The sequence below is a fragment of the Streptomyces sp. CNX435 genome (assembly GCF_059570575.1).
In genome coordinates this window covers 22,535-48,871 of sequence record NZ_JCANTA010000035.1, presented here as the reverse complement: position 1 = coordinate 48,871, position 26,337 = coordinate 22,535, and the positions used below count along the sequence as shown (strand labels likewise).

Genomic DNA, 26,337 nt, shown 5'->3' with positions numbered 1-26,337 from the left:
CCGCACCCCCCGCCCCCGGCGACGTCACGCGCACCGCCGCCGCCCCGCCGGGCGCCGCGCCCGGCGCACCCACCCCTCCCGCCGCCCCCGGGCCCCCCGGCACTCCGGCGGCGCCCGCCCCGGACCCGTACGCCCAGACCCGGACCGTCACCGCCGGCGCCCCGCCGGCCCCCGGCGCCGTGCCCCACCCCCCGGACCCCGGCGACGGCACCCGGACGCCCGCGCCGCTGGCCCTGCTGCTGGGCGGGGCCGGCGCGGTCGTCCTCGTCGTCGTGCTCCTCGCCGTCCTCCTGCCCTCGTCCGGCTCGTCCGGCTCGTCCGGCTCCCCCGGCAAGCAGGAGGGGGACTCCCCCTACGACTCGTACGAACCCACCGGCACCCTCGCCTTCCCCGCCCGGTCCAAGGGTGCCGCCGGCATCGCCTTCAGCCCGGACGGCAAGACGCTCGCCACCGGCGACGACGACGGCAAGGTCCGGCTCTGGGACGTCGCCGCCCGCAAGGTGCGCACCGGCTTCACCAACCGCGACCCGGCCGACAACATCTCCAGGGTCAACAGCGTGGCGTTCAGCCCCGACGGCAGACTCCTCGCCACCGGCGGCGCCACCGGCACGACAGGGCTGTGGAACGTGGCCGATCGCCGGCAGCTCTACTTCCTCCACATGGGCGGCGAGAGCGTGGAGTTCGCCCCGGAGGGCGAGGCGCTGCTCGCCCTCGGCAGCAGGACGGGCTCGGTGTACCTGTGGGACCCGGCCGAGCGCTCGGACGACATCGTCGCGTACTTCGACCACGAGTCGCCCGTCTCCGGGGTGGCCTTCAGCCCGGACGGCAGGACACTGGCCTCCGCGAGCGACGACTCCGGCAGCAATCGCACCCCGGAGAACTCGGTGCGCCTGTGGGACGTCGCGGGCCGCGACCCGGAACCGTACGGCCAGGGCGACCCCCGCGCCGCCCTCGACCACAGGTTCCCCGTGCTGAGCGTGGCGTTCAGCTCCGACGGCAAGACCCTCGCCACCGGCGACGGCGACGGCGTGGTGCGGCTGTGGGACACGGCCGACGGCCGGCGGAAGGCGACCCTCCGGAACGACTACCTCACCTCGGTCGTCGACCTGGCGTTCAGCCCGGACGGCAGGACGCTCGCGACCACCACCGCCCTCGGCGGCGGCGTCCTGCTGTGGAACGTGGCCGACGGCAAGCCGCGCGCCCTGCTGGAGACCGGCGAGGACGAGGGGAAGGGCGTGGTCGAGGACGTGACCTTCAGCCCGGACGGGAAGCTGATCGCGGGCAACGACCGCAAGGACCGCGCGGTGCGGCTGTGGAAGGCCCCCCGGTGAGTCCGCCGGCCGGCACGGGAGCGGTCAGGTGCGGAAGGGGCCCGTCACCTCGTACGTGAGGCCGCCCGCGGAGCTGCCCGAGGTGCCGCGCTGGCTGGAGAAGTACAGCCGCGTGCCGTCCGGGGTGAAGGCCGGGCCCGTGATCTCCGAGCCGCCCTGGCCCTCGACGCGCAGGAACGGGGCGACGACGTCGTCCGGGGTGATCAGGCAGATCTCCATGGTGCCGCCGTCCTCCGCGACGTAGAGGTCGCCGGCGCGGCTGCCGGTGACGTTGTCGACGCCGGTGAGCGGGGCGGTGCCGGAGACGAGGGAGTCGTCGTAGGCGAGTTCCAGCGTCTCCGCCGCCGCGTCGTACTGCCAGACCCGGCCGTCGCCCTTCGTCGTGAACCAGCAGATGCCTTCGTCGCTCGCGTAGTGGCAGCCCTCGCCGCCGTCGAACCGCTTGGCGCCCGCCACCTGGTCCCGCGTCGCCGCCGACGCCCCGCCCGGGTCCGGCACCGGCGCCCACGTCACCGGGCCCGAGGTGCCCGATCCCATCCGCAGCACCTCCAGCGTGCCCGCCGACAGCGAGCCCCAGGTGGCGGGCCGGAAGCGGTAGAAGCAGCCGTCGGAGACGTCCTCGGTGAGGTAGACGACCTGCCGCTCCGGGTCGGCCGCCGCCGCCTCGTGCTTGAAGCGGCCCATCGCGTCGCGCCGCACGGCGGCCTTCGCGCCCCAGGGGTCGGTCTCGTAGACGTAGCCGCGGTCGACCTCCTCGCACGACAGCCAGGTGTCCCACGGCGTCCTGCCGCCCGCGCAGTTCTGCCGGGTCCCCGACAGGATGCGGTACGCGCCCGCCACCTCGCCGGCGGCGGTGAAGCGTATCGAGCCGGCGCCGCCGGAGGGGTTGACCTCGGAGTTGGAGACGTAGATCCAGCCGTCGCCGTCGGCGAAGCAGGCGCCGCCGTCGGGCGCCGGGTGCCAGGTGTACGACGTACCCGCCACCGGCTGTCCGGAGCGCGCCACGACCCGGCTGCTGAAGCCCTGGGGCAGCCGGATCCCGTTCGCGTCCGCCGGCTCCAGACCCCCGTACGGGCCGGTCCCCGGCTGCGCCGGGTCCGCCGCGGCCGATCCCATCCACAGGCTGCCGCCGAACGCCGCCGCCGAACCGCCGACGACCGCTCCGCGCAGGAAAGAACGGCGCTCCACGACCATCCACTCCTTGAGGTGGGGGGAGCCCGGGACAGCCGCCCGCGGGCCGCATGTCGCACGTTAGAGCTGCGAGGTTGACGGAGCATGAACACCCATCCGTCCATGGGTTCCCTGCAGTCCAACAGGCAGGGAGCAGGGCCGGGCCGGGACCCCCGACTCCGTGCGCACACATCCCCACCGGCTGTAGTACCAGCCATCCGCCGGGAAAGCGCGGCTAGCTCACGCCGGTGCCGCAGTCGGTACGGATGTGCGGGCTGGCGGCCCAGGACTCGCCGACCGTGACGGGGTCGACCTCGACCCTGACCGCGAGGCGGTAGTTGTACGTGCCCGTCCTGCCCTGCGGGCACAGCTCCGTGACGGCGGGGCCCTGCTGGCTCTGCGCCCTGGTCCACGGCGTGTGCTGCGGGTCGCCGTAGTGGCGCCAGCCTGACCAACTGTCGCGCTCGAGCGCGTAGACCTGCCGCATCCGGCCCGGCAGCTCACCGTGGCACTCGGTGGCGAACTCCTCGCCGCCGATCTCGGCACGGGGCTTGGCGCCGCCCTCGACGATCTCCCCCTCGACCGCGATCGGCTCGACGGTGGTGGTGCACCACCAGTCGCTGACCGTCTCGATCCGCACCGTCTCGCACTCCGTGACGGCTTCCGGCGCCCGGTAGTCGAGGGTGCGCACGGCATCGGGGTCCTCGGGAGCCGCGTCGACATCGCCCACGATCATGGCCACCGAGCCGTCCTCGAACTCTTCGGCACGGTAGGCGAGCCGGGTGCGGTCCGGTGGCGCGGGAGTGTGCTCCGGGCTCCACGAGGCGCACGGCGTCGGGGACTCGGGCAACACCGAGCTGCCCGGCTCGCGGACGTCCTTACAACCGCTGACCCCCAGCACGACTGCCGCCACCACAGCCCATATTAAGCAGCCACGTCCCCGCACCGTCGTCCCCCCCGTCATCCCCGTCGCCCCCGTGTCCGCATGCCCGAACACACCGGGGCGCCACCGTAACAGGACACGATCCGACCCGACCCGCCGTATCGCGCGAGGCGTACTCAGGCAGCGGCGCGGGCGGATGAGGGGGAGGCAGCGCGTTGCTCGTCGTAGCGGTGGAGTACGAGCCGCGCGAGCGCCGGGTGCGCGCCGAGGGGCGCCGCGGCGGGCAGGCCCAGGGCGCGGGCGTCCGCGGCGGTGCGGGCGGCGAAGAGGCCGGGTGCCGTGAAGCAGCAGGCGACCCCGATACGGCGGCAGCCCCGGGCGGCGAGGGTACGGGCCGCCTCCGCGACGGTCGGCGCGGCTGCGGAGGCGTACGCGGGCAGCACGGGCACCCCGAGCCGGGCGGCCAGCAGCGCGGCGGTGGCCCCGGTGTCGGCCGCCGACCGGGCGGCGCGGGACCCGGCGGCGGCGAGCACGACCCCGTCGCCGCCGCGCCAGCCGGCTTCCGCCAGCCGGTCGGCGAGGGCGGCGGCGAGGAGGGGGTGCGGGCCGAGGGGGGCGGCGACCCGGGCGGAGAAGGAGACGGCGGCGGCGCCCTCCGGGATGTCCCGCGTCACGTGGTGGCCGCGGCCGAACAGCAGCGGCACCAGCACCGCCTCGCCGCCCTCCCGCGCCAGCGCCGCCAGCGTGTCCGGCAGCAGCGGCTCGTTCAGCTCCACGTGCCCTAGCCGCACCGGCACCTCCGGCCGCAGCGTCCGCACCGCCGCCAGCAGCGCCCGTACCGTACGCACCGCCTCCGGATCGCGGCTCCCGTGCGCCACCGCCACCAGCACCGGCGCCTCCGGGCGCCCGCGCGGCCGGCCCACCGCGGCCAGCCGCGCGGTCAGCTCGGCCGTGATCCTGGTCAGCAGCTCTGCCGCGGTCCCCGGGGGCGGTGAAATGGCCGTCATAGGGCGAGCCTGGCGCAGCGCCGTTGCACCCCTGTTTCACCGCCGGGTCGTCGTGTTGACGGCTGCTCACGCCCGTACGCCCCGGCCGCTGAGGTCGCCGAACCCGTCCCGTAATATCCCCGTTCACCAGGGGTGACATCCGTCCCGCACCCTCACTGACATGGACGTCGACACCCACTGCCCGTACTGCTCCCTCCAGTGCGGCATGACGCTCGCCACCGCCGCCGAAGGCGGTCTCGATGTACGGGAGCGCACGGCGTTCGACGTCAACCGCGGCGCCCTGTGCGGCAAGGGCCGCACCGCGCCCGCCGTCCTCGACTCCGCCGCCCGGCTGACCGAGCCGCTGGTACGCGACGACCCCGCCGCCCCGCTCCGCCCCGCCTCCTGGCCCGACGCCCTCGACCGCGTCGCCGCCGGCCTCGCCCGCGCCCGGGACGCGCACGGGCCGGACGCCGTCGGCGTCTTCGGCGGCGGCGGGCTGACGAACGAGAAGGCGTACGCGCTCGGCAAGTTCGCCCGTATCGTCCTCGGCACCTCCCAGATCGACTACAACGGCCGTTTCTGCATGTCCTCCGCCGCCGCCGCGGGCAACCGCGCCTTCGGCCTCGACCGCGGCCTGCCCTTCCCCCTCGCCGACATCCCCCGCACCGGCTGCGTCGTCCTCGTCGGCGCCAACCCCGCCGAGACCATGCCGCCCGCCCTGCGCTACTTCACCGAGCTGCGCGCGAACGGCGGCACCCTCGTCGTCGTCGACCCGCGCCGCACCCGCACCGCCGAACAGGCCGACCTGCACCTCGCCCCGCGCCCCGGCACCGACCTCGCGCTCGCCCTCGGCCTGCTGCACCTCGTGATCGCCGAGGGCCGCACCGACGACGACTTCATCGCCGCCCGCACCACCGGCTGGGCGGACGCCCGCGCCACCGCCATGGCGCACTGGCCGGAGCTGGTCGAGCGGATCACCGGCGTGCCCGTACCGCAACTGCGCCGCGCCGTCGAGCTGTTCTGCGCGCCGGAGTCGGCCATGGTGCTCACCGCCCGCGGCCCCGAGCAGCAGGCCAAGGGCACCGACACCGTCGGCGCGTGGATCGACCTGTGCCTGGCCACCGGCCGCGCCGGGCGTCCGTACTCCGGCTACGGCTGCCTCACCGGCCAGGGCAACGGGCAGGGCGGTCGTGAGCACGGCCAGAAGGCCGACCAGCTCCCCGGCTACCGGATGCTCACCGACCCCGCCGCCCGCCGGCACGTCGCGGCCGTCTGGGGCGTGGACCCCAGGACGCTGCCGGGGCCGGGGCGCAGCGCGTACGAGCTGCTCGACGCGCTCGGCGCCCCCGGCCCGGACGGGGTCCGGGCGCTGCTGCTCATGGGCTCCAACCCGGTGGTCTCCGCGCCGCGCGCCGCGCACGTCGAGCGGCGGATCCGGTCGCTGGACTTCCTGGCGGTCGCGGACGTGGTGCTGTCCGAGACCGCGGCGCTCGCGGACGTCGTGCTGCCCGTCACGCAGTGGGCCGAGGAGACCGGCACGCTCACGAACCTGGAGGGCCGGGTGCTGCTGCGCCGCCGCGCCGTCGACCCGCCGCCGGGCGTACGCGGCGACCTCGACGTGCTGCGCGGCCTCGCCGAGAAGCTGGCGCCGGAGCGGGCGGCGGGGTTCCCGGTGGCGGCGGAGGAGGTCTTCGCGGAGCTGCGGCGGGCGTCGGCCGGGGGGAAGGCGGACTACTCGGGGATCTCGTACGAGCGGATCGAGGCGGAGGACGGCGTGTTCTGGCCGTGCCCGGAGGGCGGGGAGCCGACGCCGCGGATGTTCCTCGACCGGTTCGCGACGCCGGACGGGCGGGCGCGGTTCTCGGGGGTGCAGCACCGGCCGGCGGCGGAGGAGACGGACGCGGAGTACCCGGTGTGGCTGACGACGGGCCGGGTACTCGCGCAGTACCAGTCGGGCGCCCAGACGCGCCGGGTGAGCGAGCTGAACGCGGCCTCCCCCGGGCCGTACGTGCAGATGCACCCGGAGCTGGCCGCCCGCGTGGGCGCCGACGACGGCGACCCGGTCGCGGTTCTCTCCCGACGCGGCCGGGCCGTCGCCCCGGCGCGGATCAGCGCGGCGATCAGGCCGGACACGGTGTTCATGCCGTTCCACTGGCCGGGCGCCGGGCGCGCGAACACGCTGACCAACCCGGCGCTGGATCCGGTGTCGCGGATGCCGGAGTTCAAGGTGTGCGCGGTGCGGGTGGAGCGGGCGGCGGGGGAGGGGGCGTAACAGGGGGAGGGAACAGAACGGGGGGGCAGGTCGCGTACGAACCGGGCAGGTCGCGTACGAACCGTCAGCGCGCCGTCGTCTCGCCCTCGACCCACGCCAGATACCCCGCGCTCCCGTGCGTCACCGGCGTCGCGATGATCTCCGGCTCGTCGTAGTCGTGCGCCGCCCGCAGGTGCGCCTCCAGCTCCGCGTACCGCGCCGTCGTCGTCTTGAGCAGCACCTGCCACTCCGTCGACTCCTCGACCGCGCCCTGCCAGCGGTAGACCGATGTGACCGGCGCGCTCACCTGCGCACACGCCGCCAGCCGCGCCTCCACCACCCCGCGCGCCAGCGCCTCCGCCTTCTCGCGGGCGTCCGTCGTCGTGAGCACCGTCAGGAAGTCCGTCATGACCACTGATCGTAGGCGAGCCTGGCGACCAGCCCGACGACCGTGACGACCAGCACCCCGCGCACGAAGCCGCTGCCCTTCTTCAGCGCCATGTGCGCGCCGAGCCAGCCGCCGCCGAGGTTGAACACCGCCAGCGGCACGGCCAGCGACCACAGCACCGTGCCCTGGACCGAGAACATCACCAGCGCGCCGAAGTTGGTGCAGACGTTCACGATCTTGGCGGTGGCGGACGCCTGCACGAGGTTCAACTGCAGCACGGCCGTCAGCGCGAGCACCAGGAACGTGCCCGTGCCCGGGCCTATCAGCCCGTCGTAGAAGCCGATGCCCAGCCCCGCCACCACCACCGCGACGGCCACCCGCCGCGCCGTCACCGGGCCGGTCGCGGGCGCGACGTCCGTGCCGAACGACGGCCGCAGCACGACGAACCCGAGCACCGCGAGCAGCACCCCCATGATCACCGGCCGCAGCACCTCGCTGCTCACCCCGGCGGCGAAGAACGCCCCCAGCGCCGACCCGGCGAGCGCCGCCGCCCCGATGCGCACGGCCAGCCGCACGTCGACCGGGGACTTGCGGGCGTACGTCACCGCCGCCGCGGAGGTGCCGACGATGGCCACGGCCTTGTTCGTACCGAGCAGATACGCGGGCTGGTGGTGCGGGAAACCGAGGAGCAGCGCGGGCAGCAACAGCAGCCCGCCGCCGCCGACGACGGCGTCGATCCAGCCCGCCGCGGCGGCGGCGAAACACAGCATGACCAGGGTCAACACGGGTATGTCGGGCATCGTCGGGCGAGCGTAACCCGGGGCGGCGGGCGGCCCGGTCGGCGGGGTGGAACCAGAGATCGTGCGGGGCGCGTTCAAGGGGGTGGGAGGGGAGTCTTCGTGGGGATTCTGTGGGGGGACCGGGCGATACGGCTGGCGGCGCGGGTACGGGAGCGGCGCCCGTGGGTGCGGCTGCCCCGGTCGCCCCGGCTGCCGCGTACCCGGGCCGGGCGGCGGCGGGCGCTGCGCGCGGCGGTGCTGGCCTGCGCCCTCGGGCTGCTGCCCTCGGCGTGGCTGTTCGTCGCCGCCGGCGACCGCGTCGTGGCCGCCGAGCGGGCGCCGCACGCGCCGGTGGCCCTCGTCTTCGGCGCCGGCCTGTGGGGCGAGGAGCCGTCCCCGTACCTCGCGCACCGGCTCGACGCCGCCGCCGAGCTGTACGAGCTGGGCAAGGTCGACGCCATCCTCGTCAGCGGCGACAACAGCACCCGCGACTACAACGAGCCCACCGTCATGCGCCGCTACCTCGTCGGTCTCGGCGTCCCCGCCGACGCCGTCGTCCGCGACCATGCCGGCTTCGACACCTGGGACAGCTGCGCCCGCGCCCACCGCGTCTTCGGCGTCGACCGGGCGCTGCTCGTCAGCCAGGGCTTCCACATCCGCCGGGCGCTGGCGCTGTGCCGGGCGGCGGGCATCGACGCGTACGGCGTCGGGGTGGACGAGCCCCGGCGCGGGGCGTGGTACTTCGGCGCGCTGCGGGAGATCCCCGGCGCGGTGAAGGCGGCGTACGACGTGGCGTTCACGCCGGACCCGCACCACCTGGGCCCGCGGGAGCGGGGCGTGGACGAGGCGGTGGCGGCGGGGTAGGCGGGGGCGTGCGTCGGGTGAGGTCCGGTGCTCCTGGCAGCTCTGCTATGCCCGGCCCTCGGGAGTGACCAGTTGGGGGCTGATGAATCGGCTGTTCCAGACGAAAATCGGTCCCTAACTGGTCAGATCGGGTGGTGCGCGGTCCCGCGCCGCCCGCGCCCTGCTCACAGCGGCGGGCGGGCGCCGCTGAGGGCAGCGTTGCGTACAGGAAACCGGCGTGATGCGGCGGGGTAACGGCCCCGGCGCAGGGTGGACCCATGAGCCCGACCGTGTCCGTACCCGCAGCTCCGGCGACCGCCGCGGCCTCCGTGGAGGGGCGCCGCGTCGTGATCGTCGGCGGCGGCATGGCCGGTACCCGGCTCGCCCGGCAGCTGGCGCCCGCGGGGGCGCGGGTGACGCTCGTCGGGGAGGAGCCGCACGCCGCGTACAACAGGGTGCTGCTCGCCGAGGTCCTCGCCGGGCGCTACGAACCGGGCGTGATCCGCCTCCCCGACCTCCCGGCGGCCCCGGCCGTCCGCACACTGCGCGGGGTGCGCGCGGTGCGCGTCGACCGTGCCGCGCGCCGGGTGCAGTGCGACGACGGGCGGGCGATCCCGTACGACGTGCTGGTGCTGGCCACCGGCGCCGGGCCGGTGCTGCCGCCGCTGCGCGGGCTGTTCGACGACGTCGAGGGCGGCAGCGCGCTGCCCGCCGGGGTGCATGCCTTCCGCACGATGGACGACTGCCTCGCGCTCGCCGGGGCGACGACGCCCGACGCGGCGGCGGTCGTGGTCGGCGGCGGGCTGCTCGGCGTCTCGGCGGCGCGGGCGCTGGCGCGCCGCGGGGCGCGGGTGGTGCTGGCGCAGCAGGGGGAGCGGCTGATGGAGCGGCAGCTCGACCCGGCCGCGGCGCGGCTGCTGCGGGCGCACCTGGAGGAGCTGGGGGTGGAGGTGCACACGGAGTGCCGGGTACGCGGGGTGCGTACGAGCCCGGCGCCGCCGGGAGACGCCGCCACCCGTGCCGTCACCGGCGTCGAACTCGCCGACGGCTACGTCCTCGACGCCCGGCTCGTCGTCCTCGCCTGCGGCGTCCGCCCCCGCGTCGGGCTCGCCCGGGCCGCCGGGCTCGACATCGCCAAGGGCATCGTCGTCGACGACGCACTGCGCACCAGCGACCCCGCCGTCCACGCCATCGGCGACTGCGCCGAGCACGACGGGATCCTCTACGGCCTCGCCACCCCCGCCCTCGAACAGGCCGACCTGCTCGCCCGGGTCCTCACCGGCGCCAGCGGCAGCCGCGCGCACCGCTACGCCGGCACCCGCGCCCTCACCCGCCTCACCCTCCCCGCCGCCGACAGCCCGCTCGACCTCGCCGCCTTCGGCGAGACCGAACCCGCCCCCGGCGACGACGTCGTGCACCTCGCCGACGCCACCCGCCGCGTCTACCGCAAGGTCGTCGTCCGCGAGGACCGCCTCGTCGGCGGCATCCTCCTCGGCGACCTCGGCGCGGTCGGGAACCTCGCCCGCGCCTGGGAGGACGACGAGCCGCTGCCCGCCGACGCCCCGCTGCACCACCTGCTCACCGACCACCTCGGAGGCTCCTGAGATGTCGACGACCACCCGCACGCCGCCGACCCCGCAGCCGCCGCAGGCGCCCCGCACCCTCGTTCTCGTCGGCCACGGCATGGTCGGCCAGCGCTTCCTCGAAGCGCTCGCCGAGCACGGCGTCACCGACACCGACCGCGTCATCGTCTTCTGCGAAGAGCCCCGCCCCGCCTACGACCGCATGCACCTCACCTCCTACTTCTCCGGCACCACCCCCGACGAGCTGTCCGTCACCCCCGCCGGCTTCATGGCCGAGCACGGCATCGAACTGCACGTCGACGACCCCGTCGTCGCCGTCGACCGCGAGGCACGCACCGTCACCTCCGCCGCCGGCCGCACCGTCGGGTACGACGTGCTGGTGCTGGCCACCGGCTCGTACCCCTTCGTCCCACCGGTCCCCGGCAAGGACGCCCGCGGCTGCTTCGTCTACCGCACCGTCGACGACCTGCTGGCCATCGAGGCGTACGCGCAGGGCGCGACCGCCGGCGTCGTCGTCGGCGGCGGGCTGCTGGGCCTGGAGGCGGCCGGCGCGCTGCAGGGGCTGGGGCTGCAGACGCACATCGTGGAGTTCGCGCCCCGGCTCATGCCCGTACAGGTCGACGAGGGCGGCGGCGCGGCACTGCGCCGCACCATCGGCGACATGGGGCTCGACGTGCACACCGGCGTCGCCGGGAAAGAAATCCGTACCGACGAGGCGGGCGCCGTGACGGCGATGGAGCTGTCGGACGGCTCGGCCGTCGCCGCGGACCTCGTCGTCTTCTCCGCCGGCGTACGCCCCCGCGACCAGCTCGCCCGCGAGGCGGGCCTGGACGTCGGCGAGCGCGGCGGCGTCGCCGTGGACGAGCGGTGCCGGACCTCCGACCCCGCGGTCTTCGCCATCGGGGAGTGCGCGCAGGCCGCAGACGGCCGGGTGTACGGGCTGGTGGCACCCGGGTACGACATGGCCGAGACCGCCGCCGCCGCGATCGCCGCGGCGCAGCCGGCGCCCCCCGCGGCCGCCGCCGCCAAGACCTTCACCGGCGCCGACACCTCCACCAAACTCAAGCTCCTCGGCGTCGGCGTCGCCTCCTTCGGCGACGCCCTCGGCGCCGCCGACGGCTGCCTCGACGTCGTCTACTCCGACTCCCGCGCCGGCCTCTACAAGAAGCTCGTCGTCGACCGCGACGGCACCCTCCTCGGCGGCGTCCTCGTCGGCGACACCGACGCGTACGGCATGCTCCGCCCCCTCACCGGCAGCGTCCCGCCCGTCCCGCCCGAGCAGCTCGTGCTGCCCCCCGGCGCCGGTGCCCCCGTCGCCCTCGGGCCGTCCGCGCTCCCCGACGACGCCGTCGTCTGCAACTGCCACAACGTCACCAAGGCCGCCATCCGCGGCGCCGTCGCCGACCACGACTGCACCACCGCCCGCGAGGTCGAGAAGTGCACCCGCGCCGGCTCCGGCTGCGGCTCCTGCGTGAAGGTCATCACCGCGCTCGTCAACGACGAGCTGGAGGCGCGCGGCGTCGCCGTCGACAAGGGCCTGTGCCGCTGCTTCGCCCACACCAGGACCGAGCTGTACGAGATCGTCCGCGTCAAGCGCATCAGCTCCTACGTCCGCCTCCTCGACGAGCACGGCCGCGAGGAGGCCCGCAGCGGCGACGGCTGCGAGGTCTGCAAGCCGGCCGTCGCCTCGATCTTCGCCTCGCTCGCGCCGGTCATCGGCGCCGACGGCTACGTGCTCGACGGTGAGCAGGGCGCCCTCCAGGACACCAACGACCACTTCCTCGCCAACCTCCAGCGCAACGGCTCGTACTCCGTCGTCCCGCGCGTACCCGGCGGCGAGATCACCCCCGAGAAGCTGATCGTGCTCGGCGAGGTGGCGCGCGACTTCGGGCTCTACACGAAGATCACCGGCGGCCAGCGCATCGACCTCTTCGGCGCCCGCGTCGACCAGCTCCCGGCCATCTGGGCCCGCCTGGTCGACGCCGGGTTCGAGTCCGGGCACGCGTACGGCAAGGCGCTGCGCACCGTGAAGTCCTGCGTCGGGTCCACCTGGTGCCGCTACGGCGTGCAGGACAGCGTCCGCATGGCCATCGACCTGGAGCTGCGCTACCGCGGGCTGCGCTCGCCGCACAAGCTGAAGAGCGCAGTCTCCGGCTGCTCGCGCGAGTGCGCCGAGGCGCAGGGCAAGGACTTCGGCGTCATCGCCACCGCGAACGGCTGGAACCTGTACGTCTGCGGCAACGGCGGCGCCACCCCGCGCCACGCCGACCTGCTCGCCCAGGACCTCACCGACGAGGAGCTGATACGGCTCATCGACCGGTTCCTGATGTTCTACATCCGCACCGCGGACCGGCTGGAGCGCACCTCGGTATGGCTGGGGCGGCTGGAGGGCGGCCTCGATCACCTGCGGGACGTCGTCGTCGACGACTCGCTCGGCATCGCGGCCGAGCTGGAGGAGCTGATGGCCGCGCACGTCGCGCACTACCGCGACGAGTGGGCCGCCACCCTGGCCGACCCGGAGCGGCTGGCGCGCTTCGTCTCGTTCGTCAACGCGCCGGGCGTGCCGGACCCCACCGTGCAGTTCGTCCCCGAGCGCGACCAGGTCAAGCCCGACCTCACCCTGCTGTCAGGCCCCGCCATCCCGGTGCGCGGGGCCCTGGAAGGAGCATCCGCATGACGACGACGATGACGACGGCGGACGCCCCCGCGCGGACCGTGCTGCGCGTCGAGATCCGCACCGCGGCCGGCTGGCACCCGGTGTGCGACCTCGGCCTGCTCACCCACGGCCGCGGCGTCGCGGCGCTGCTTCCGGACGGCACGCAGGCCGCGGTCTTCCTCGGCCGCACCGGCGACGCCTACGCGATCGGCAACCGCGACCCGTTCACCGGGGCGTACGTGCTGTCGCGGGGGCTAATGGGGTCGACACCCTCCTCCCAGGGGAGCCGGCCGTTCGTGGCGTCGCCGCTGCTGAAGCAGCGCTTCGACCTGGAGACCGGCCGCTGCCTGGACGACGAGGAGGTGGCCGTGCCGGTGTATGCGACGCGGATCGCGGAGGTGACGGCGTAGCGGGGGGTACGGACCGGGGGCCGGGGGCCCGCGTTCGTACGGACCGTGGACGACGGTTCCGTACGAACCGGGGGGTCCACGTCCGTACGAGCAGGTGCCGCTCCGGGGGGTCCACCTCCGTACGGGCAGGGGCCGGCCCGTACCGCCGCGGACCCCCGCGGCGCGCCCGGGCTACCGTTCGACCCATGGGGTACACCGACGCCGACCTCGAACGCTGGGCCCCCGAGCCCGACAAGCGCCCCGGCCGCACCGCCTTCCAGCGCGACCGCGCCCGCGTGCTGCACTCCGCCGCGCTGCGCCGGCTCGCGGGCAAGACCCAGGTCGTCACGCCCGGCGTCAGCGACGACGGCGCGGCCGAGAGCGACCAGACCGTGACGTTCGCCGACGCCACGCCCCGCACCCGGCTCACGCACTCGCTGGAGTGCGCCCAGGTCGGCCGCGAGCTGGGCGCCGCTCTCGGCTGCGACCCCGACCTCGTCGAGACCGCGTGCCTCGCGCACGACCTCGGCCACCCGCCGTTCGGGCACAACGGCGAGCAGGTCCTCGACGAGCTGGCCGCGCCCTGCGGCGGCTTCGAGGGCAACGCGCAGTCGCTGCGCCTGCTCACCCGGCTGGAGCCCAAGCGCTTCACCGCCGACGGCCGGCCCGTCGGACTCAACCTCACCCGGGCGGCCCTGGACGCCGCCACCAAATACCCCTGGCCACGCGGCGGCGCGCCCGGCCGGACAGGTGCGCCGGACCCGGTCAAGTTCGGCGTCTACCCCGACGACCTGCCGGTCTTCGACTGGCTGCGCGCCGGCGTGCCCGCCGCGCCCGCGCCGGCCACCTGCTTCGAGGCGCAGGTCATGGACTGGTCCGACGACGTGGCGTACTCCGTGCACGACGTCGAGGACGGCCTGCACGCCGGGCACCTCGACCCCGCGATGCTGCTCGCCGGGCCGGAGCGCGCGGAGGTCCTCGCCGTCGCCGCCGGCCGCTACGCCCCGGGCACGGCCGCGGCCGAACTGGCCGACGCGCTCGACCGGCTGCTCGCCCAGGAGTGGTGGCCGCACGGCTACGACGGCACCGCCGCCGCGCAGGCCCGCCTCAAGGACGCCACCAGCCAGCTCATCGGCCGGTTCTGCCTCGCCGCCGAGGGCGCCACGCGCGCCGCGTACGGCACGGGCCCGCTGTCCCGCTACGCCGCCGAGCTGATCGTGCCGCGGCCGGTGCGGCTGGAGTGCGCGGTGCTGAAGGCGGTCGCGGACCGGTTCGTGATGCAGCGGCCGGACCAGGCGCGGCTGCGGGCGGACCAGCGGGTCGTGCTGGCGGAGCTGGCGGAGGCGCTGACCGCGGGGGCGCCGGCGGGTCTTGACCCGCAGTTCCGCGCGCTGTACGGCCAGGCGGCGGACGACGCGGGGCGGCTGCGGGCGGTGGTGGACCAGATCGCGGCGCTCACGGACGCGGCGGCGCGGCGGCTGCACGCGCGCCTGACGAGGTGAACGGCGAGATCCGGCCACCGGCGCGCCGGTGGGCGCGGGGGCGGGCGCGGACCCGATAGCGCCCCCGGTCGGGTACCGGGGTAAGGTCCCGCCCCCGTGCCCGCTCCTCACCGTCCCCACCAGCCCGTTTCCCCACCACCCGGCCGCGCCCCGGCGCGCGCGCCCACCCCGCCGCCCGCCCCGTCCGCCACCCCTCCGCCCGCACAGCCCTGGCGAGCCTCCCCCTTCCGCCCCCACGCTCCGTGCGGGAGGCTCGCGGTGGCGGCAACGCGACCGAGGACACGGCAAAATGGATGGTCGGGGCCCGGAAGCCAGAGGAGGGCGTGAAGTGGTCGACGCACATCAGACGTTCGTCATCGTCGGAGGAGGACTGGCCGGTGCGAAAGCGGCGGAGACGCTGCGATCGGAAGGATTCAGCGGCCGGGTCATCCTCATCTGCGACGAGCGCGACCACCCGTACGAGCGACCGCCGCTGTCCAAGGGCTACCTCCTCGGCAAGGAAGAGCGCGACAGCGTCTTCGCCCAGCCGTCCGGCTGGTACGCGGAGGCCGAGGTCGAGCTGCACCTCGGGCAGACCGTCACCGCGCTGGACCGCGCCGCGAAGGCCGTGACCCTCGGCGACGGCACCCGAGTGCACTACGACAAGCTGCTCCTGGCCACCGGCGCCGAGCCGCGCCGGCTCGACATCCCCGGCACCGACCTCGCCGGCGTCCACCACCTGCGCCGCCTCGCCCACGCCGAGCTGCTGCGCGGCGTCCTCGCCGCCCTCGGCCGCGACAACGGTCAGCTCGTCATCGCCGGCGCCGGCTGGATCGGCCTGGAGGTGGCCGCGGCGGCGCGCTCGTACGGGGCGGAGGTCACCGTCGTCGAGCCGGAGCCCACGCCGCTGCACGCGGTCGTCGGCCCGGAGATCGGCCAGGTCTTCGTCGACCTGCACAGCGAGCACGGCGTGCGGTTCCACTTCGGCGCCCGGCTGACGGCGATCACCGGCAAGGACGGCATGGTGCTGGCCGCGCTCACCGACGACGGCGAGGAGCACCCGGCGCACGACGTGCTGGCCGCCATCGGCGCCGCCCCGCGCACCGCGCTCGCCGAGGCCGCCGGGCTCGACGTGGTGCCGCGCGAGCAGGGCGGCGGCATCGCCACCGACCCCTCGCTGCGCACCTCCGACCCGGACATCTACGCCACCGGCGACGTCGCCGCCGTCTCTCACCCCGCCGCCGGCTCCCACGCCGCCGTCTCCCCCGCCGCGGGCGGCGGCCACCTGCGGGTGGAGCACTGGGCGAACGCGCTCAACGGCGGCCCGGCCGCGGCCCGCGCGATGCTCGGCCAGGACGTCACGTACGACCGCGTGCCGTACTTCTTCTCCGACCAGTACGACATGGGCCTGGAGTACTCGGGGCACGCGCCGCCCGGGTCGTACGACCAGGTGGTGTGCCGCGGCGACGTCGGGCGGCGGGAGTTCATCGCGTTCTGGCTGAAGGAGGGCCGGGTGCTGGCGGGGATGAACATGAACGTGTGGGACGTCACCGAGGGCATCCAGAACCTGATCCGCTCCGGCGCGCGGGTGGACCCGGAGCGCCTGGGCGACCCGGCGGTGCCGCTGGCGGACCTGCTCGGGTAGGGCGCGTCCGACCGCCGCGGCGGGCCCGCGACCGGGCAGGAGACGGTCGCGGGCCCGTGGCGCGTCTCCGCCCTCTCGCGCCTGACGGCCGTGGCTGTCGGCGCCCGGCCGTAGACTGCACTCGTGGCAGGCAGGATCAACGATGACGACGTGAGGGCGGTCAGGAACGCGGTTCCGATCGACGCCGTCGTCTCCGAGTACTTGCAGCTCCGCCCCGGCGGCGGCGGAAACCTCAAGGGCCTGTGCCCCTTTCACGACGAGAAGTCCCCGTCGTTCCACGTAAGCCCGGCAAAGGGCCTCTACCACTGCTTCGGGTGCCAGGAAGGCGGGGACACGGTCGACTTCGTCATGAAGGTCGAGCACCTGTCCTTCTCCGAGACCATCGAGCGCCTCGCCGCCCAGGCCGGCATCACCCTGCGGTACGAGGAGGGCGGATACACCCCCGGCCGCCAGCAGGGCGAGCGGACCCGGCTGCTGGAGGCGCACAAGGCCGCCGCGCAGTTCTACGCCGAGCAACTGGGGTCCGCGGAGGCGGAGATCGGCCGCGGGTTCCTGGCGGAGCGGGGGTTCGACCAGGCGGCGGCGGAGCGCTTCGGCGTGGGGTACGCGCCGGCCGGCTGGGACCACCTGACGCGGTTCCTGCGCGGCAGGGGGTTCACGGACAAGGAGCTGACGCTCTCCGGGCTGGCGCAGGACGGCCGCCGCGGGCCCATCGACCGGTTCCGGGGGCGGCTGGTGTGGCCGATCCGGGACATCACCGGCGAGGTCGTCGGCTTCGGCGCCCGGCGGCTGCGCGACGACGACAACGGACCGAAGTACCTGAACACGCCGGAGACGCCGATCTACCGCAAGTCCCAGGTGCTGTACGGGATCGACCTGGCCAAGCGGGACATCGGCAAGCAGGGCCGGGCGGTCGTCGTCGAGGGGTACACGGACGTGATGGCCTGCCACCTGTCCGGGGTGACGACGGCCATCGCGACGTGCGGCACGGCGTTCGGCGGCGAGCACGTGAAGATCCTGCGGCGGGTGCTCACGGACAACTCCCGCTCCGAGGTCGTGTTCACGTTCGACGGCGACGCGGCCGGGCAGAAGGCGGCGCTGCGCGCCTTCGAGGACGACCAGAAGTTCGCGGCCCGTACGTCGATCGCGGTGAGCCCGGGCGGCATGGACCCGTGCGACCTGCGGCTCGCGAAGGGCGACGAGGCGGTGCAGCAGCTGGTCGAGGACCGCTCGCCGCTGTTCGAGTTCGCGATCCGCTCGTTCGTCACGCAGCACAACCTGGATACGGCGGAGGGCCGTTCGGCCGCGCTGGAGCAGGCGGCGCCGGTGGTGGCGCGGATCAAGGACGTCTCGATCCAGCACGACTACGCGGTGCGGCTGGGGGGGATGCTGGGGATCCTGGACGAGCGGTTCGTGATCAACCGGGTACGGCAGCTCGCGCGGTACGCGTCGCAGGGCGGCCCGGGCCGCGGCCGGGGCGGACCGGGCCGGGGACACGGCCCGGCGCAGGGCGCCGGCGCCGGGCAGGGCCCGGGTCCGGGGCGTACCGTCGGCGCGCCGCCCGCCGCCGGCGGCCCCGCGCTGTACCTGCGGACCCCGGCCCTGCACGTCGAGCGCGAGCTGCTGAAGCTCGCGCTGCAGCACCCCAAGCTGGTCGCCCCCGCCTTCGACGCCTACCTCGCCGACGAGTTCACCGCCGCCCCCTACGCCACGGTCCGCGCCGCCATCGACACCGCCGGCGGCGTGGCCGCCGCGGGCGACGACGCCGCCTACCTGGCCCGCGTCCGCGACGCGGCCCCCGACGACGGCGTCCGGTCGCTGATCACGGAGCTGGCCGTGGAACCGCTGCGCAGCCGCCGCGAACCCGACGCGATCTACGCGGGCGAACAGCTCGCCGGCGTCCGCCTGGCGGCGGTGGACCGCCGCATCGACGACGTCCGCAGCACGGTCCACCGCCTGGGCGCGCAGGGCCCACCGGATCAGTTCGAGGCGGCGCAGCAGGAGCTGTGGACGCTCCAGCAGTACCGCGAATCCCTCCGCGCCCGCGGCGCCGCTGCGCTTTGACGCGGACGCGGAGGGGCGACGCCGGGTCAGCCGCCTTCGGCGGCCGTCTCCGGCGGGTTGATCCCGAGATGCTCCATGATGGCCACCTGCCCGGACACCAGTACACCGAGCAGTCTGCTGTGCTCTTCAAGGATTTTGCCTTGGTCGAGCTGAGTCGTCCGTAGAGCCTGGAGCAACTGCACGTCGGTGCGCCGGTGATCCTGCAACGCAGCCACGCCGTGGTCCGCGTTGACCGCCAGATGCCGGGTGGCGGCCTGTTGTTCGGTCACCTCGTGTACCTGTGCCTCCAGCGTGTCGAGGCGTCGGCGCAACTCGTCGATCTCACCCATGAAGCAACGGTCCTTCCCGTGCCGAGGGAGCAAGCGTTGCCGTCAGAGCGCATGAAGGTCAAATCACCGTGTGACCACACTGTCACACTACGCAAGGAACCGCTGCCCCGAGCGTGCGCATTCGCCCGTTGCGTAACCATCCGGTCACGGCACAGACACAAATAGTGGCCGCACGACCCTACTGCCCGGCCTGTGTCGTACCCCACACTGGGGGCGGTGCCTGAGTCCTCGGAGCGTGGCGGTGTTGCCCGGAAGGGGCGACAACCCGCCAGGGATCCGCTATCCACGATCGGGACGGAAGGCGGCGAGTACGCCGCAGCCGTTCCGCTGCCCCACGTCCCCGAACCGGCAGTGACCACCCTGGAGGTCGCCCCCGTGCAGACCCAGACCCTCAACTCCTCCGTACGGCCCGCGCGCGACGGCGCGCCGGACGTCCTGACCCTGCCGAACGGGGCTCCGGCGGGGCTCGACGAGCCCTCGGCCGCCGGTGAGCCGGCGCCGCCCGCGCCGCCGCCGGCGTCTGCCGTGCGGCCCGAGCGCGGCGGGCCCTCGTCCGACCTGTTCCGCCAGTACCTGCGCGAGATCGGCCGGATTCCGCTCCTCAGCGCCGCCGAGGAGGTGGAGCTGGCGCGGCGGGTCGAGGCCGGGTTGTTCGCCGAGGCGAAGCTGGCCAGCGAGCCGGACCTGGTCACGCAGCTCGCGCTGGACCTGGACCGGCTCGTGGTGCTGGGCCGCATGGCCAAGCGCCGGCTGATCGAGGCGAACCTGCGCCTCGTCGTCTCCGTCGCCAAGCGGTACGTGGGCCGCGGGCTGACGATGCTCGACCTCGTCCAGGAGGGCAACCTCGGGCTGATACGCGCGGTGGAGAAGTTCGACTACGCCCGCGGCTACAAGTTCTCCACGTACGCGACCTGGTGGATCCGCCAGGCCATGTCCCGCGCCCTCGCCGACCAGGCCCGCACGATCCGGGTGCCGGTGCACGTCGTCGAGCTGATCAACCGCGTCGTACGCGTCCAGCGCCGCATGCTCCAGGAGCGCGGCTACGAGCCGACGCCTGAAGAGGTCGCCACTCACCTCGGGCTGCCCGAGGAGCGGGTGAGCGAGGTGCTGCGGCTGGCGCAGGAGCCGGTGTCGCTGCACGCGCCGGTCGGCGAGGAGGAGGACGTCGCGCTCGGCGACCTCATCGAGGACGGCGACGCCGCGTCGCCCGTGGAGTCAGCGGCGTTCCTGCTGCTGCGCGAGCACCTGGAGGCGGTGCTGTCCACGCTCGGCGAGCGCGAGCGCAAGGTCGTGCAGCTGCGCTACGGGCTGATCGACGGCCGGCCGCGGACGCTGGAGGAGATCGGCCGCATCTTCGGCGTGACGCGCGAGCGGATCCGGCAGATCGAGTCCAAGACGCTCAACAAGCTGCGGGACCACGCCTTCGCGGACCAGCTGCGCGGCTACCTGGACTGAGGGAAACCGGTCCGGCCGGACGGGCGCGTGGGGCCGGTGAAGGACCCCCGCCCGGCCGGACCGGCGCCTGCGAAGTTAACACCGCCGGGGCCGCGTTGAAAGACCTTGCAAGCATCTTTCCTATGGGTTGACGGCGTTCCGGCGCGCCCTCTACGGTCGCTCTGCAAAATCTTTCACCCCGAACACCGATACACCGATGTGGCTGTGGCGCGTCAGCTCTCCGAAGCGAGGAGGGTACACATGGCTCATCCGGTACGTGCACGGCTGCGCGGCTCACGCCTGCTGCCCGGGACGGCACTCGCCGCTCTCGTGCTCGGGCTGCTGCCCGCCGCCACGCAGGCCAGCACCACGCACGCCAGCACCAAGCCGGCCGCCGCCGGCAACGACGTCATCGCCAACCTGTGGTCCTGGAACTGGAAGTCGGTCGCCGCCGAGTGCACCGACGTCCTCGGCCCCGCCGGGTACGCCGCCGTCTGGGTGGCGCCCCCCGCCGAGTCCCTTTCCCATCCCCAGCACCACTGGTGGGACGTTTACCAGCCCTACAGTTACGCGCTCAACGGCCGCCTCGGCAGCGAGGCCGACTTCACCGCCATGACCGCCGCCTGCAACGGCGCCGGCGTCGCCGTCTACACCGACGCCGTCGTCAACCACACCGCCGCGCAGACCGGCACCGGCTACGCCGGCACCGCGCTCGGCGACAAGTACGCGCCGCCCATGTACTCCCGGGCGGACTACAACGTCGACGTCTGCAACCGCGAGATCGGCAACTGGGACGACAAGTGGGAGGTGCAGAACTGCGAGCTGCTCGGCCTGCCGGACCTGAAGACCGGCAGCGACTCCGTACGCGACAAGCTCGCCGGATATCTCAACTCCCAGATCGCCCGGGGCGTCTCCGGCTTCCGCGTGGACGCCGCCAAGCACATCCCCGCCGCCGACCTGGAGGCCGTCGCGGGCCGGCTGGACGACACCGCGGCCGGCGGGCGGCCGTTCGTCTTCCACGAGGTCTTCCCCGGCGGCACCCCCACGCCCGACGAGTACTACGGCAGCGGCAAGGTGCTGGACTTCTTCTTCGGCGACCGGCTGAAGGCCGCCTTCCAGGGCGACATCGCCCAGCTGGAGAACCTCGGCCCCGACCAGGGCCTGCTGCCGGCGCAGAACTCGGTGTCGTTCGTCACCAACCACGACACCGAGCGCAACGGCCGGCACCTGACGTACAAGGACGGCGACACCGCCGTGCTGGCCAACGTCTTCCAGCTGGGCTGGAAGCACGCGCCGCCCACGGTCTACGCGGGCTTCGAGTTCGCCGGCAACGACGACTCGCCGCCCGCCGACGCCGGCGGCTTCGTCACCGGCACCGACTGCGGCGCCGGCTGGTACTGCCTGGACCGCGACCCGCGCATCACGGGGATGGTCGGCTGGCGCAACGCCGTCGGCGACGCGGACGTCACCGACTGGCAGTCGCCGCGCGGCAACGTCGTCGGCTTCGGCCGCGGCGACCGCGGGTTCCTGGCGATCAACAACACCGGAGAGCGGCTGAGCCAGGAGTTCGGCACGGCGGTCGCGGACGGCGAGTACTGCAACGTGCTCGACGGCTGCGCCACGAAGGTCACCGTCGCGGGCGGCCGGGCAACGCTCGACCTGCCCGCCAAGGGCGCCGTCGCGTTCCATCCGTAGCGGGTCTGGGGGCATAGCCCCCAGATTCATCTCTTTGTTATGGCACCCGGGCCCGGCGGAGCGGTTTTGGCACCCGGGCCCGGCGGCGGAGCCGCTTACGCGGGTGCCGAGGCCGTCGACCCCCGCACCACCAGCTCCGGGTGGAAGACGAACTCGCTGTGCGGCGCCGGCGTGCCGCCGATCTCCTCCAGCAGCGCCCGCACCGCCGCCTGCCCCATGGCCGTCACCGGCTGGCGCACCGTCGTCAGCGGCGGGTCGGTGAAGGCGATCAGCGGCGAGTCGTCGTATCCCACCACCGACACCTGCCGCGGCACCGCCAGCCCCCGCTGCCGCGCCGCGCGGATCGCGCCCAGCGCCATCATGTCGCTGGCGCACACGATGGCCGTGCAGCCGCGGTCCAGCAGCGCCGCCGCGGCGGCCTGCCCGCCCTCCAGCGAGTACAGCGAGTGCTCGATGTCCGCCCGCGCGTCCGCCTCGGTCACGGACAGCACCTCGCGCAGGGAGTCGAGGAACCCCTCGACCTTCCGCTGTACGGGCACGAAGCGGCCGGGTCCGAGCGCGAGCCCGATCCGGCGGTGGCCCAGGGAGGCCAGGTGGGTCACCGACAGCCGCATCGCGTCCCGGTCGTCGGGGGAGATGAACGTGCCCTGGAACTTCTCCGAGTACCCGTTGATCATCACGAACGGCACGCCCTTGCCGCGCAGCCGCGTGTAGCGCTCCATGTCGGCGGTGGTGTCGGCGTGCAGCCCGGAGACGAAGACGATGCCGTCCACGCCGCGCTCCACGAGCATCTCGGTCAGCTCGTCCTCGGTCGAGCCGCCGGGCGTCTGCGCGGCCAGTACCGGGGTATAGCCCTGCCGGGTCAGGGCCTGGCCGATGACCTGGGCGAAGCCGGGGAAGATCGGGTTGTCCAACTCGGGTATGAGCAGGCCGATCAGGCCCGCGCTGCGCCGGCGCAGCTTCACCGGCCGCTCGTAGCCGAGCACGTCGAGCGCGGCCAGCACGGCCTGCCGGGTGGTGTCCGCCACGCCCGGCCTGCCGTTCAGCACCCGGCTGACCGTGGCCTCGCTCACCCCGGCCTGGGCCGCGAGGTCGGCGAGCCGCGCGGTCGCGGGACCTGACTGTTCCTGGCGCACGTCGTGCCTCCCTGGTTCTCGGATGCGACCGTAACTCCTTGCAGAAATCTCTTGCAAGGTCTTTCGGTGGCATTTCAATCCTGTTAGCTTCCTCGGCGTCCGGCGCCGCGCTGTGCGGTCGCGGTTCCCTGTTGAAGGAGAGTTCACTATGCGACGTGGCATAGCCGCCACCGCCCTGGCCGCATCACTTGCGCTGGTGGCGACGGCCTGCGGTGACGACGGCGACGGCGGGAGCGCCGGCGGGCCCGTGACGATCACCTGGTGGGACACCTCCAACGCCACCAACGAGGCGCCGACGTACAAAGCGTTGATCAAGGAGTTCGAGAAGGCCCACCCGGACATCAAGGTCGAGTACGTCAACGTCCCCTTCGACCAGGCGCAGAACAAGTTCACCACCGCCGCCGGCACCAAGGGCGCCCCCGACGTCATCCGCACCGAGGTCGGCTGGACCGCCTCCTGGGCCAAGTCGCAGTTCCTCGCCCCGCTCGACGACACCGCCGCGCTCGCGAAGCCGGACGACTTCACGCCGTCGCTGCTCAAGCAGGCGCAGTACGAGGGCACGACCTACGGCGCCCCGATCGTCACCGACACGCTCGCGCTGATGTGGAACAAGGACCTGCTGAAGAAGGCCGGCCACGACGCGCCGCCCGCCGACTGGGACGAGCTGATGGACGTCGCCGCCGACGTCGAGGACAAGACCGGCGCCGACGGCTTCTGGCTCAACAAGGACCCGTACTACACCCTGCCGTTCCTCTTCGGCGAGGGCACCGACATGGTCGACGCCCAGGCGGGGAAGATCACCGTCAACTCGCCCGGCGCCGTCACCGGCGTGGAGAAGGCCAAGGAGATCGTCGACGCGCCCGGCACCGCCGACCTGGACGTCACCGCCGACGCCTACGCCCACATGCAGGACGCCTTCGTGGGCGGCAAGGTCGCCATGATCATCCAGGGTCCCTGGGAGCTGACGAACGTCTACGCCGGATCCGCCTTCAAGGACAAGGCCGACCTCGGCATCGCCCCCGTCCCGGCCGGCTCCACCGGCGAGGCCGGCGCCCCCACCGGCGGCCACAACCTCTCCGTCTACAACGGCTCCGACGAGGCGCACCAGGAGGCCGCGAAGGAGTTCGTCGGCTGGATGACCTCCGCCCAGACCCAGTCGAAGATCGCGCTGAAGAACGGCACCCTGCCCACCCGCACCTCCGCCTACACCGACGAGGTCAAGGCCGCCCCCGGCATCGCCGACTACCAGCGGGTCCTCGCCGACACCGCCCAGCCGCGCCCCGCGCTGCCCGAGTACAGCACGCTGCTCGGCGACGACTTCGCGCAGAACCTCACCGCGATCCTCAAGGGCGACACCGGCGTCGAGGACGGACTCGACGCCACCGCCGAGAAGTTCGGCGAGCTGGTCCCCGACTTCGCGTAGAGCCGCAGAGCCGTAGAGCCGCAGCGCGCCGGAAGGGCACCGAAGTGATCAGCAGCCTCAAGAAGTCGTACAGCCGTCACTGGTACGCCTACGCCATGGTGGCCCCGGTGGCCGCCGTGCTGGCCGTGCTCGTGGCGTACCCGCTGGGCCGCGGCATCTACCTGTCGCTGACCGACGCCACCAGCGACAACGTCGGCCGCACCATCGGCGTCAACGAGATCCCGGACAGCTTCTCCTTCGTCGGCTTCGACCACTACGTCGAGATCCTCACCGGCAGCGCCGCCGACACCTTCTGGAAGCAGCTCGTCTGGACGCTGTTCTGGACCGCGGCCTGCGTCGCCCTGCACTACGGCATCGGCCTGGGCCTCGCCGTCCTGCTCAACCGCAGGATGCGCGGGCGCACGGTCTACCGGCTGGCGCTGATCCTGCCCTGGGCGGTGCCGACGTTCGTCACCGTCTTCTCCTGGCGAATGATCCTCGCCGACGGAGGGGTGCTGAACTCCGCGTTCGCCTCCGTCGGCATGCCCGAACCGGCCTGGCTCAGCGAGCCGTTCTGGCAGCGGACGGCGGCGATCGTCGTCAACACCTGGTGCGGGGTGCCGTTCATGATGGTCTCGCTGCTCGGCGGGCTGCAGTCGATCCCGAACGAGCTGTACGAGGCCGCCGAGACGGACGGCGCCACGCCCTGGCAGCGGTTCCGGTACGTGACGCTGCCCGGGCTGCGCGCGGTGAGCAGCACGGTGATCATGCTGGGCGTCATCTGGACGTTCAACCAGTTCATCGTCATCTTCCTGCTGTTCGGCTCCACCGCGCCGGACACCGAGATCCTGGTGACCTGGGCGTACCGGCTGGGCTTCGGCCAGACGCCGCGGGACTACGCCGGCTCCGCCGCGTACGGCGTGATCATCCTGTCCATGCTCGTCGTGCTGGTGTCGGTCTACCGGCGCTGGCTGAACCGCAACGAGGAGGCGGCCGTCCGATGACCCGCCCGCACCGCCCCGCCGCCTCCCGCCCGCGCCGCCGCGGCGAGCGCGGCACCGCCGCGTCCGTCGCGCTGCACGGCACGCTGCTCCTGGCGAGCTTCATCGCGCTCTTCCCGGTCGCCTGGCTCGCCTGGATCTCCCTCGGCCCCGACAAGACCGACTTCCTGCACGCCGGCGAGATCGCCGGGAAGATCAGCCTGTCGAACTACACGACCGTGCTGTCCGACACCGACTTCCTCCGCTGGGCCGGCAACTCGCTGATCGTCAGCCTCGGCACCTGCCTGGTCGGCGTCTTCGTCTCCGCCAGCGCCGCGTACGCCGTCTCGCGCATGCGCTTCCCCGGCCACCGGCAGCTGATGTGGACGTTCCTGGTCACGCAGATGTTCCCGTTCGCGATCCTCATCGTGCCGCTGTACAACATCCTGGCCGGGCTCGACCTGCTGGACACGTACTGGGCGCTGATCGCCGTCAACCTCACCCAGGCCGTGCCGTACTGCGCCTGGCTGCTCAAGGGCTACTTCGACACCATCCCACACGAGATCGACGAGGCCGGCCGGGTCGACGGGCTCACGCCCTTCGGTACGTTCTGGCGGCTGGTGCTGCCGCTGGCCCGGCCGGGGATGGCGGTCGCGGCGTTCTACACCTTCATCACCGCGTGGGCGGAGTTCGCCTTCGCGTCGGTGTTCATGCTCAGCTCCGACAAGTACACCCTGCCGATCGGCCTGGCGACCTTCGTCAGCGAGCACGACCAGCAGTGGAACCTGATGGCCGCCACCGGCGTGCTCATCGGGATCCCCGCGGCCGCGTTCTTCTACCTCGTCCAGCGCCATCTGGTGACCGGCCTGACGGCCGGCGCCGCCAAGTCGTAAGCCTCCTCTCCTCTGC

General features: G+C 73.8%; 21 protein-coding genes. 14 read left to right on the top strand and 7 right to left on the bottom strand.

Annotated elements, in window-relative coordinates:
- Positions 1–1,331: WD40 repeat domain-containing protein (locus tag T328_RS33880; RefSeq protein ID WP_496500091.1), on the top strand; the 1,331-nt coding region annotated here is incomplete at its 5' end.
- Positions 1,332–1,355: 24 nt separating this feature from the next.
- Here T328_RS33880 and T328_RS33875 read toward each other — a convergent pair.
- The 3 genes from T328_RS33875 to T328_RS33865 form a co-directional block, all read right to left on the bottom strand.
- The gene (locus T328_RS33875) at positions 1,356–2,519 is read right to left on the bottom strand and encodes an alkaline phosphatase PhoX (RefSeq protein ID WP_496500090.1); all 1,164 of its coding nucleotides are present in this window, start codon (positions 2,517–2,519) and stop codon (positions 1,356–1,358) included.
- A gap of 217 nt (positions 2,520–2,736) precedes the next feature.
- Positions 2,737–3,414 (bottom strand): hypothetical protein, encoded by a 678-nt coding sequence (locus T328_RS33870; RefSeq protein WP_496500089.1) that lies wholly within the window; start codon positions 3,412–3,414, stop codon positions 2,737–2,739.
- 146 nt (positions 3,415–3,560) lie between these two features.
- Positions 3,561–4,391: a sirohydrochlorin chelatase gene (locus T328_RS33865; protein ID WP_496500088.1), complete on the bottom strand. Its 831-nt coding sequence runs from the start codon at positions 4,389–4,391 to the stop codon at positions 3,561–3,563.
- Between the two features lie 160 nt (positions 4,392–4,551).
- On the opposite strand from T328_RS33865, the gene T328_RS33860 reads away from it, so the two are divergent.
- A complete protein-coding gene (locus T328_RS33860; RefSeq protein ID WP_496500087.1) occupies positions 4,552–6,645 on the top strand; it encodes a molybdopterin oxidoreductase family protein in 2,094 nt (697 codons plus the stop codon).
- A 64-nt stretch (positions 6,646–6,709) separates the two neighbouring features.
- Here the strand turns inward: T328_RS33860 and cutA are convergent, their stop codons facing one another.
- Complete coding sequence (gene cutA / locus T328_RS33855; protein WP_496500086.1) at positions 6,710–7,033, bottom strand: divalent-cation tolerance protein CutA; 324 nt, start codon at positions 7,031–7,033, stop codon at positions 6,710–6,712.
- On the bottom strand, positions 7,030–7,812 hold the full coding sequence (locus T328_RS33850) for a sulfite exporter TauE/SafE family protein (RefSeq protein WP_496500085.1): 783 nt from the start codon (positions 7,810–7,812) through the stop codon (positions 7,030–7,032). Before T328_RS33850 ends, cutA begins: the two co-directional genes overlap by 4 nt.
- A gap of 105 nt (positions 7,813–7,917) precedes the next feature.
- On the opposite strand from T328_RS33850, the gene T328_RS33845 reads away from it, so the two are divergent.
- The 7 genes from T328_RS33845 (at position 7,918) to dnaG (ending at position 18,452) form a co-directional block, all read left to right on the top strand.
- Positions 7,918–8,655, top strand: a complete 738-nt coding sequence (locus tag T328_RS33845) for a SanA/YdcF family protein (protein ID WP_496500094.1) — start codon at positions 7,918–7,920, stop codon at positions 8,653–8,655.
- 257 nt (positions 8,656–8,912) lie between these two features.
- A complete protein-coding gene (locus T328_RS33840) occupies positions 8,913–10,238 on the top strand; it encodes an NAD(P)/FAD-dependent oxidoreductase (RefSeq protein WP_496500084.1) in 1,326 nt (441 codons plus the stop codon).
- Position 10,239: 1 nt separating this feature from the next.
- Positions 10,240–12,894 carry a nitrite reductase large subunit NirB gene (gene nirB, locus T328_RS33835; protein WP_496500083.1) on the top strand — a complete coding sequence of 885 codons (2,655 nt, stop codon included), beginning with the start codon at positions 10,240–10,242 and terminating at the stop codon, positions 12,892–12,894.
- Positions 12,891–13,283: a nitrite reductase (NAD(P)H) small subunit gene (locus T328_RS33830; protein ID WP_496500082.1), complete on the top strand. Its 393-nt coding sequence runs from the start codon at positions 12,891–12,893 to the stop codon at positions 13,281–13,283. Before nirB ends, T328_RS33830 begins: the two co-directional genes overlap by 4 nt.
- Positions 13,284–13,468: 185 nt before the next feature.
- Positions 13,469–14,764 (top strand): deoxyguanosinetriphosphate triphosphohydrolase, encoded by a 1,296-nt coding sequence (locus T328_RS33825; protein ID WP_496500081.1) that lies wholly within the window; start codon positions 13,469–13,471, stop codon positions 14,762–14,764.
- Between the two features lie 328 nt (positions 14,765–15,092).
- Positions 15,093–16,388 carry an NAD(P)/FAD-dependent oxidoreductase gene (locus T328_RS33820; protein ID WP_496500080.1) on the top strand — a complete coding sequence of 432 codons (1,296 nt, stop codon included), beginning with the start codon at positions 15,093–15,095 and terminating at the stop codon, positions 16,386–16,388.
- Between the two features lie 123 nt (positions 16,389–16,511).
- Positions 16,512–18,452, top strand: coding sequence for a DNA primase (dnaG, locus tag T328_RS33815; RefSeq protein ID WP_496500079.1), 1,941 nt, complete (start codon positions 16,512–16,514; stop codon positions 18,450–18,452).
- A gap of 26 nt (positions 18,453–18,478) precedes the next feature.
- Here dnaG and T328_RS33810 read toward each other — a convergent pair whose 3' ends face one another.
- A complete protein-coding gene (locus tag T328_RS33810) occupies positions 18,479–18,781 on the bottom strand; it encodes an SPX domain-containing protein (protein ID WP_496500078.1) in 303 nt (100 codons plus the stop codon).
- Positions 18,782–19,132: 351 nt separating this feature from the next.
- Between T328_RS33810 and T328_RS33805 the strand changes: the two genes are divergently transcribed.
- Together T328_RS33805 and T328_RS33800 are read left to right on the top strand one after the other, a co-directional pair.
- Positions 19,133–20,236: an RNA polymerase sigma factor gene (locus T328_RS33805; protein WP_496500077.1), complete on the top strand. Its 1,104-nt coding sequence runs from the start codon at positions 19,133–19,135 to the stop codon at positions 20,234–20,236.
- 240 nt (positions 20,237–20,476) lie between these two features.
- Positions 20,477–21,910 carry an alpha-amylase gene (locus T328_RS33800; protein ID WP_496500076.1) on the top strand — a complete coding sequence of 478 codons (1,434 nt, stop codon included), beginning with the start codon at positions 20,477–20,479 and terminating at the stop codon, positions 21,908–21,910.
- Between the two features lie 95 nt (positions 21,911–22,005).
- Here the strand turns inward: T328_RS33800 and T328_RS33795 are convergent, their stop codons facing one another.
- Positions 22,006–23,046: a LacI family DNA-binding transcriptional regulator gene (locus T328_RS33795; RefSeq protein ID WP_496500075.1), complete on the bottom strand. Its 1,041-nt coding sequence runs from the start codon at positions 23,044–23,046 to the stop codon at positions 22,006–22,008.
- 148 nt (positions 23,047–23,194) lie between these two features.
- Here T328_RS33795 and T328_RS33790 point away from each other — a divergent pair, with 148 nt between their 5' ends.
- Genes T328_RS33790 through T328_RS33780 form a run of 3 tightly spaced genes read left to right on the top strand, consistent with a single transcriptional unit; the run spans position 23,195 to position 26,321 of the window.
- Positions 23,195–24,469: an extracellular solute-binding protein gene (locus T328_RS33790; RefSeq protein WP_496500074.1), complete on the top strand. Its 1,275-nt coding sequence runs from the start codon at positions 23,195–23,197 to the stop codon at positions 24,467–24,469.
- A gap of 44 nt (positions 24,470–24,513) precedes the next feature.
- Positions 24,514–25,452, top strand: a complete 939-nt coding sequence (locus T328_RS33785) for a carbohydrate ABC transporter permease (protein WP_496500073.1) — start codon at positions 24,514–24,516, stop codon at positions 25,450–25,452.
- Positions 25,449–26,321 carry a sugar ABC transporter permease gene (locus tag T328_RS33780; protein WP_496500072.1) on the top strand — a complete coding sequence of 291 codons (873 nt, stop codon included), beginning with the start codon at positions 25,449–25,451 and terminating at the stop codon, positions 26,319–26,321. The genes T328_RS33785 and T328_RS33780 overlap by 4 nt, the downstream gene beginning before the upstream one ends.
- The last annotated feature ends 16 nt before the right edge of the window (positions 26,322–26,337 follow it).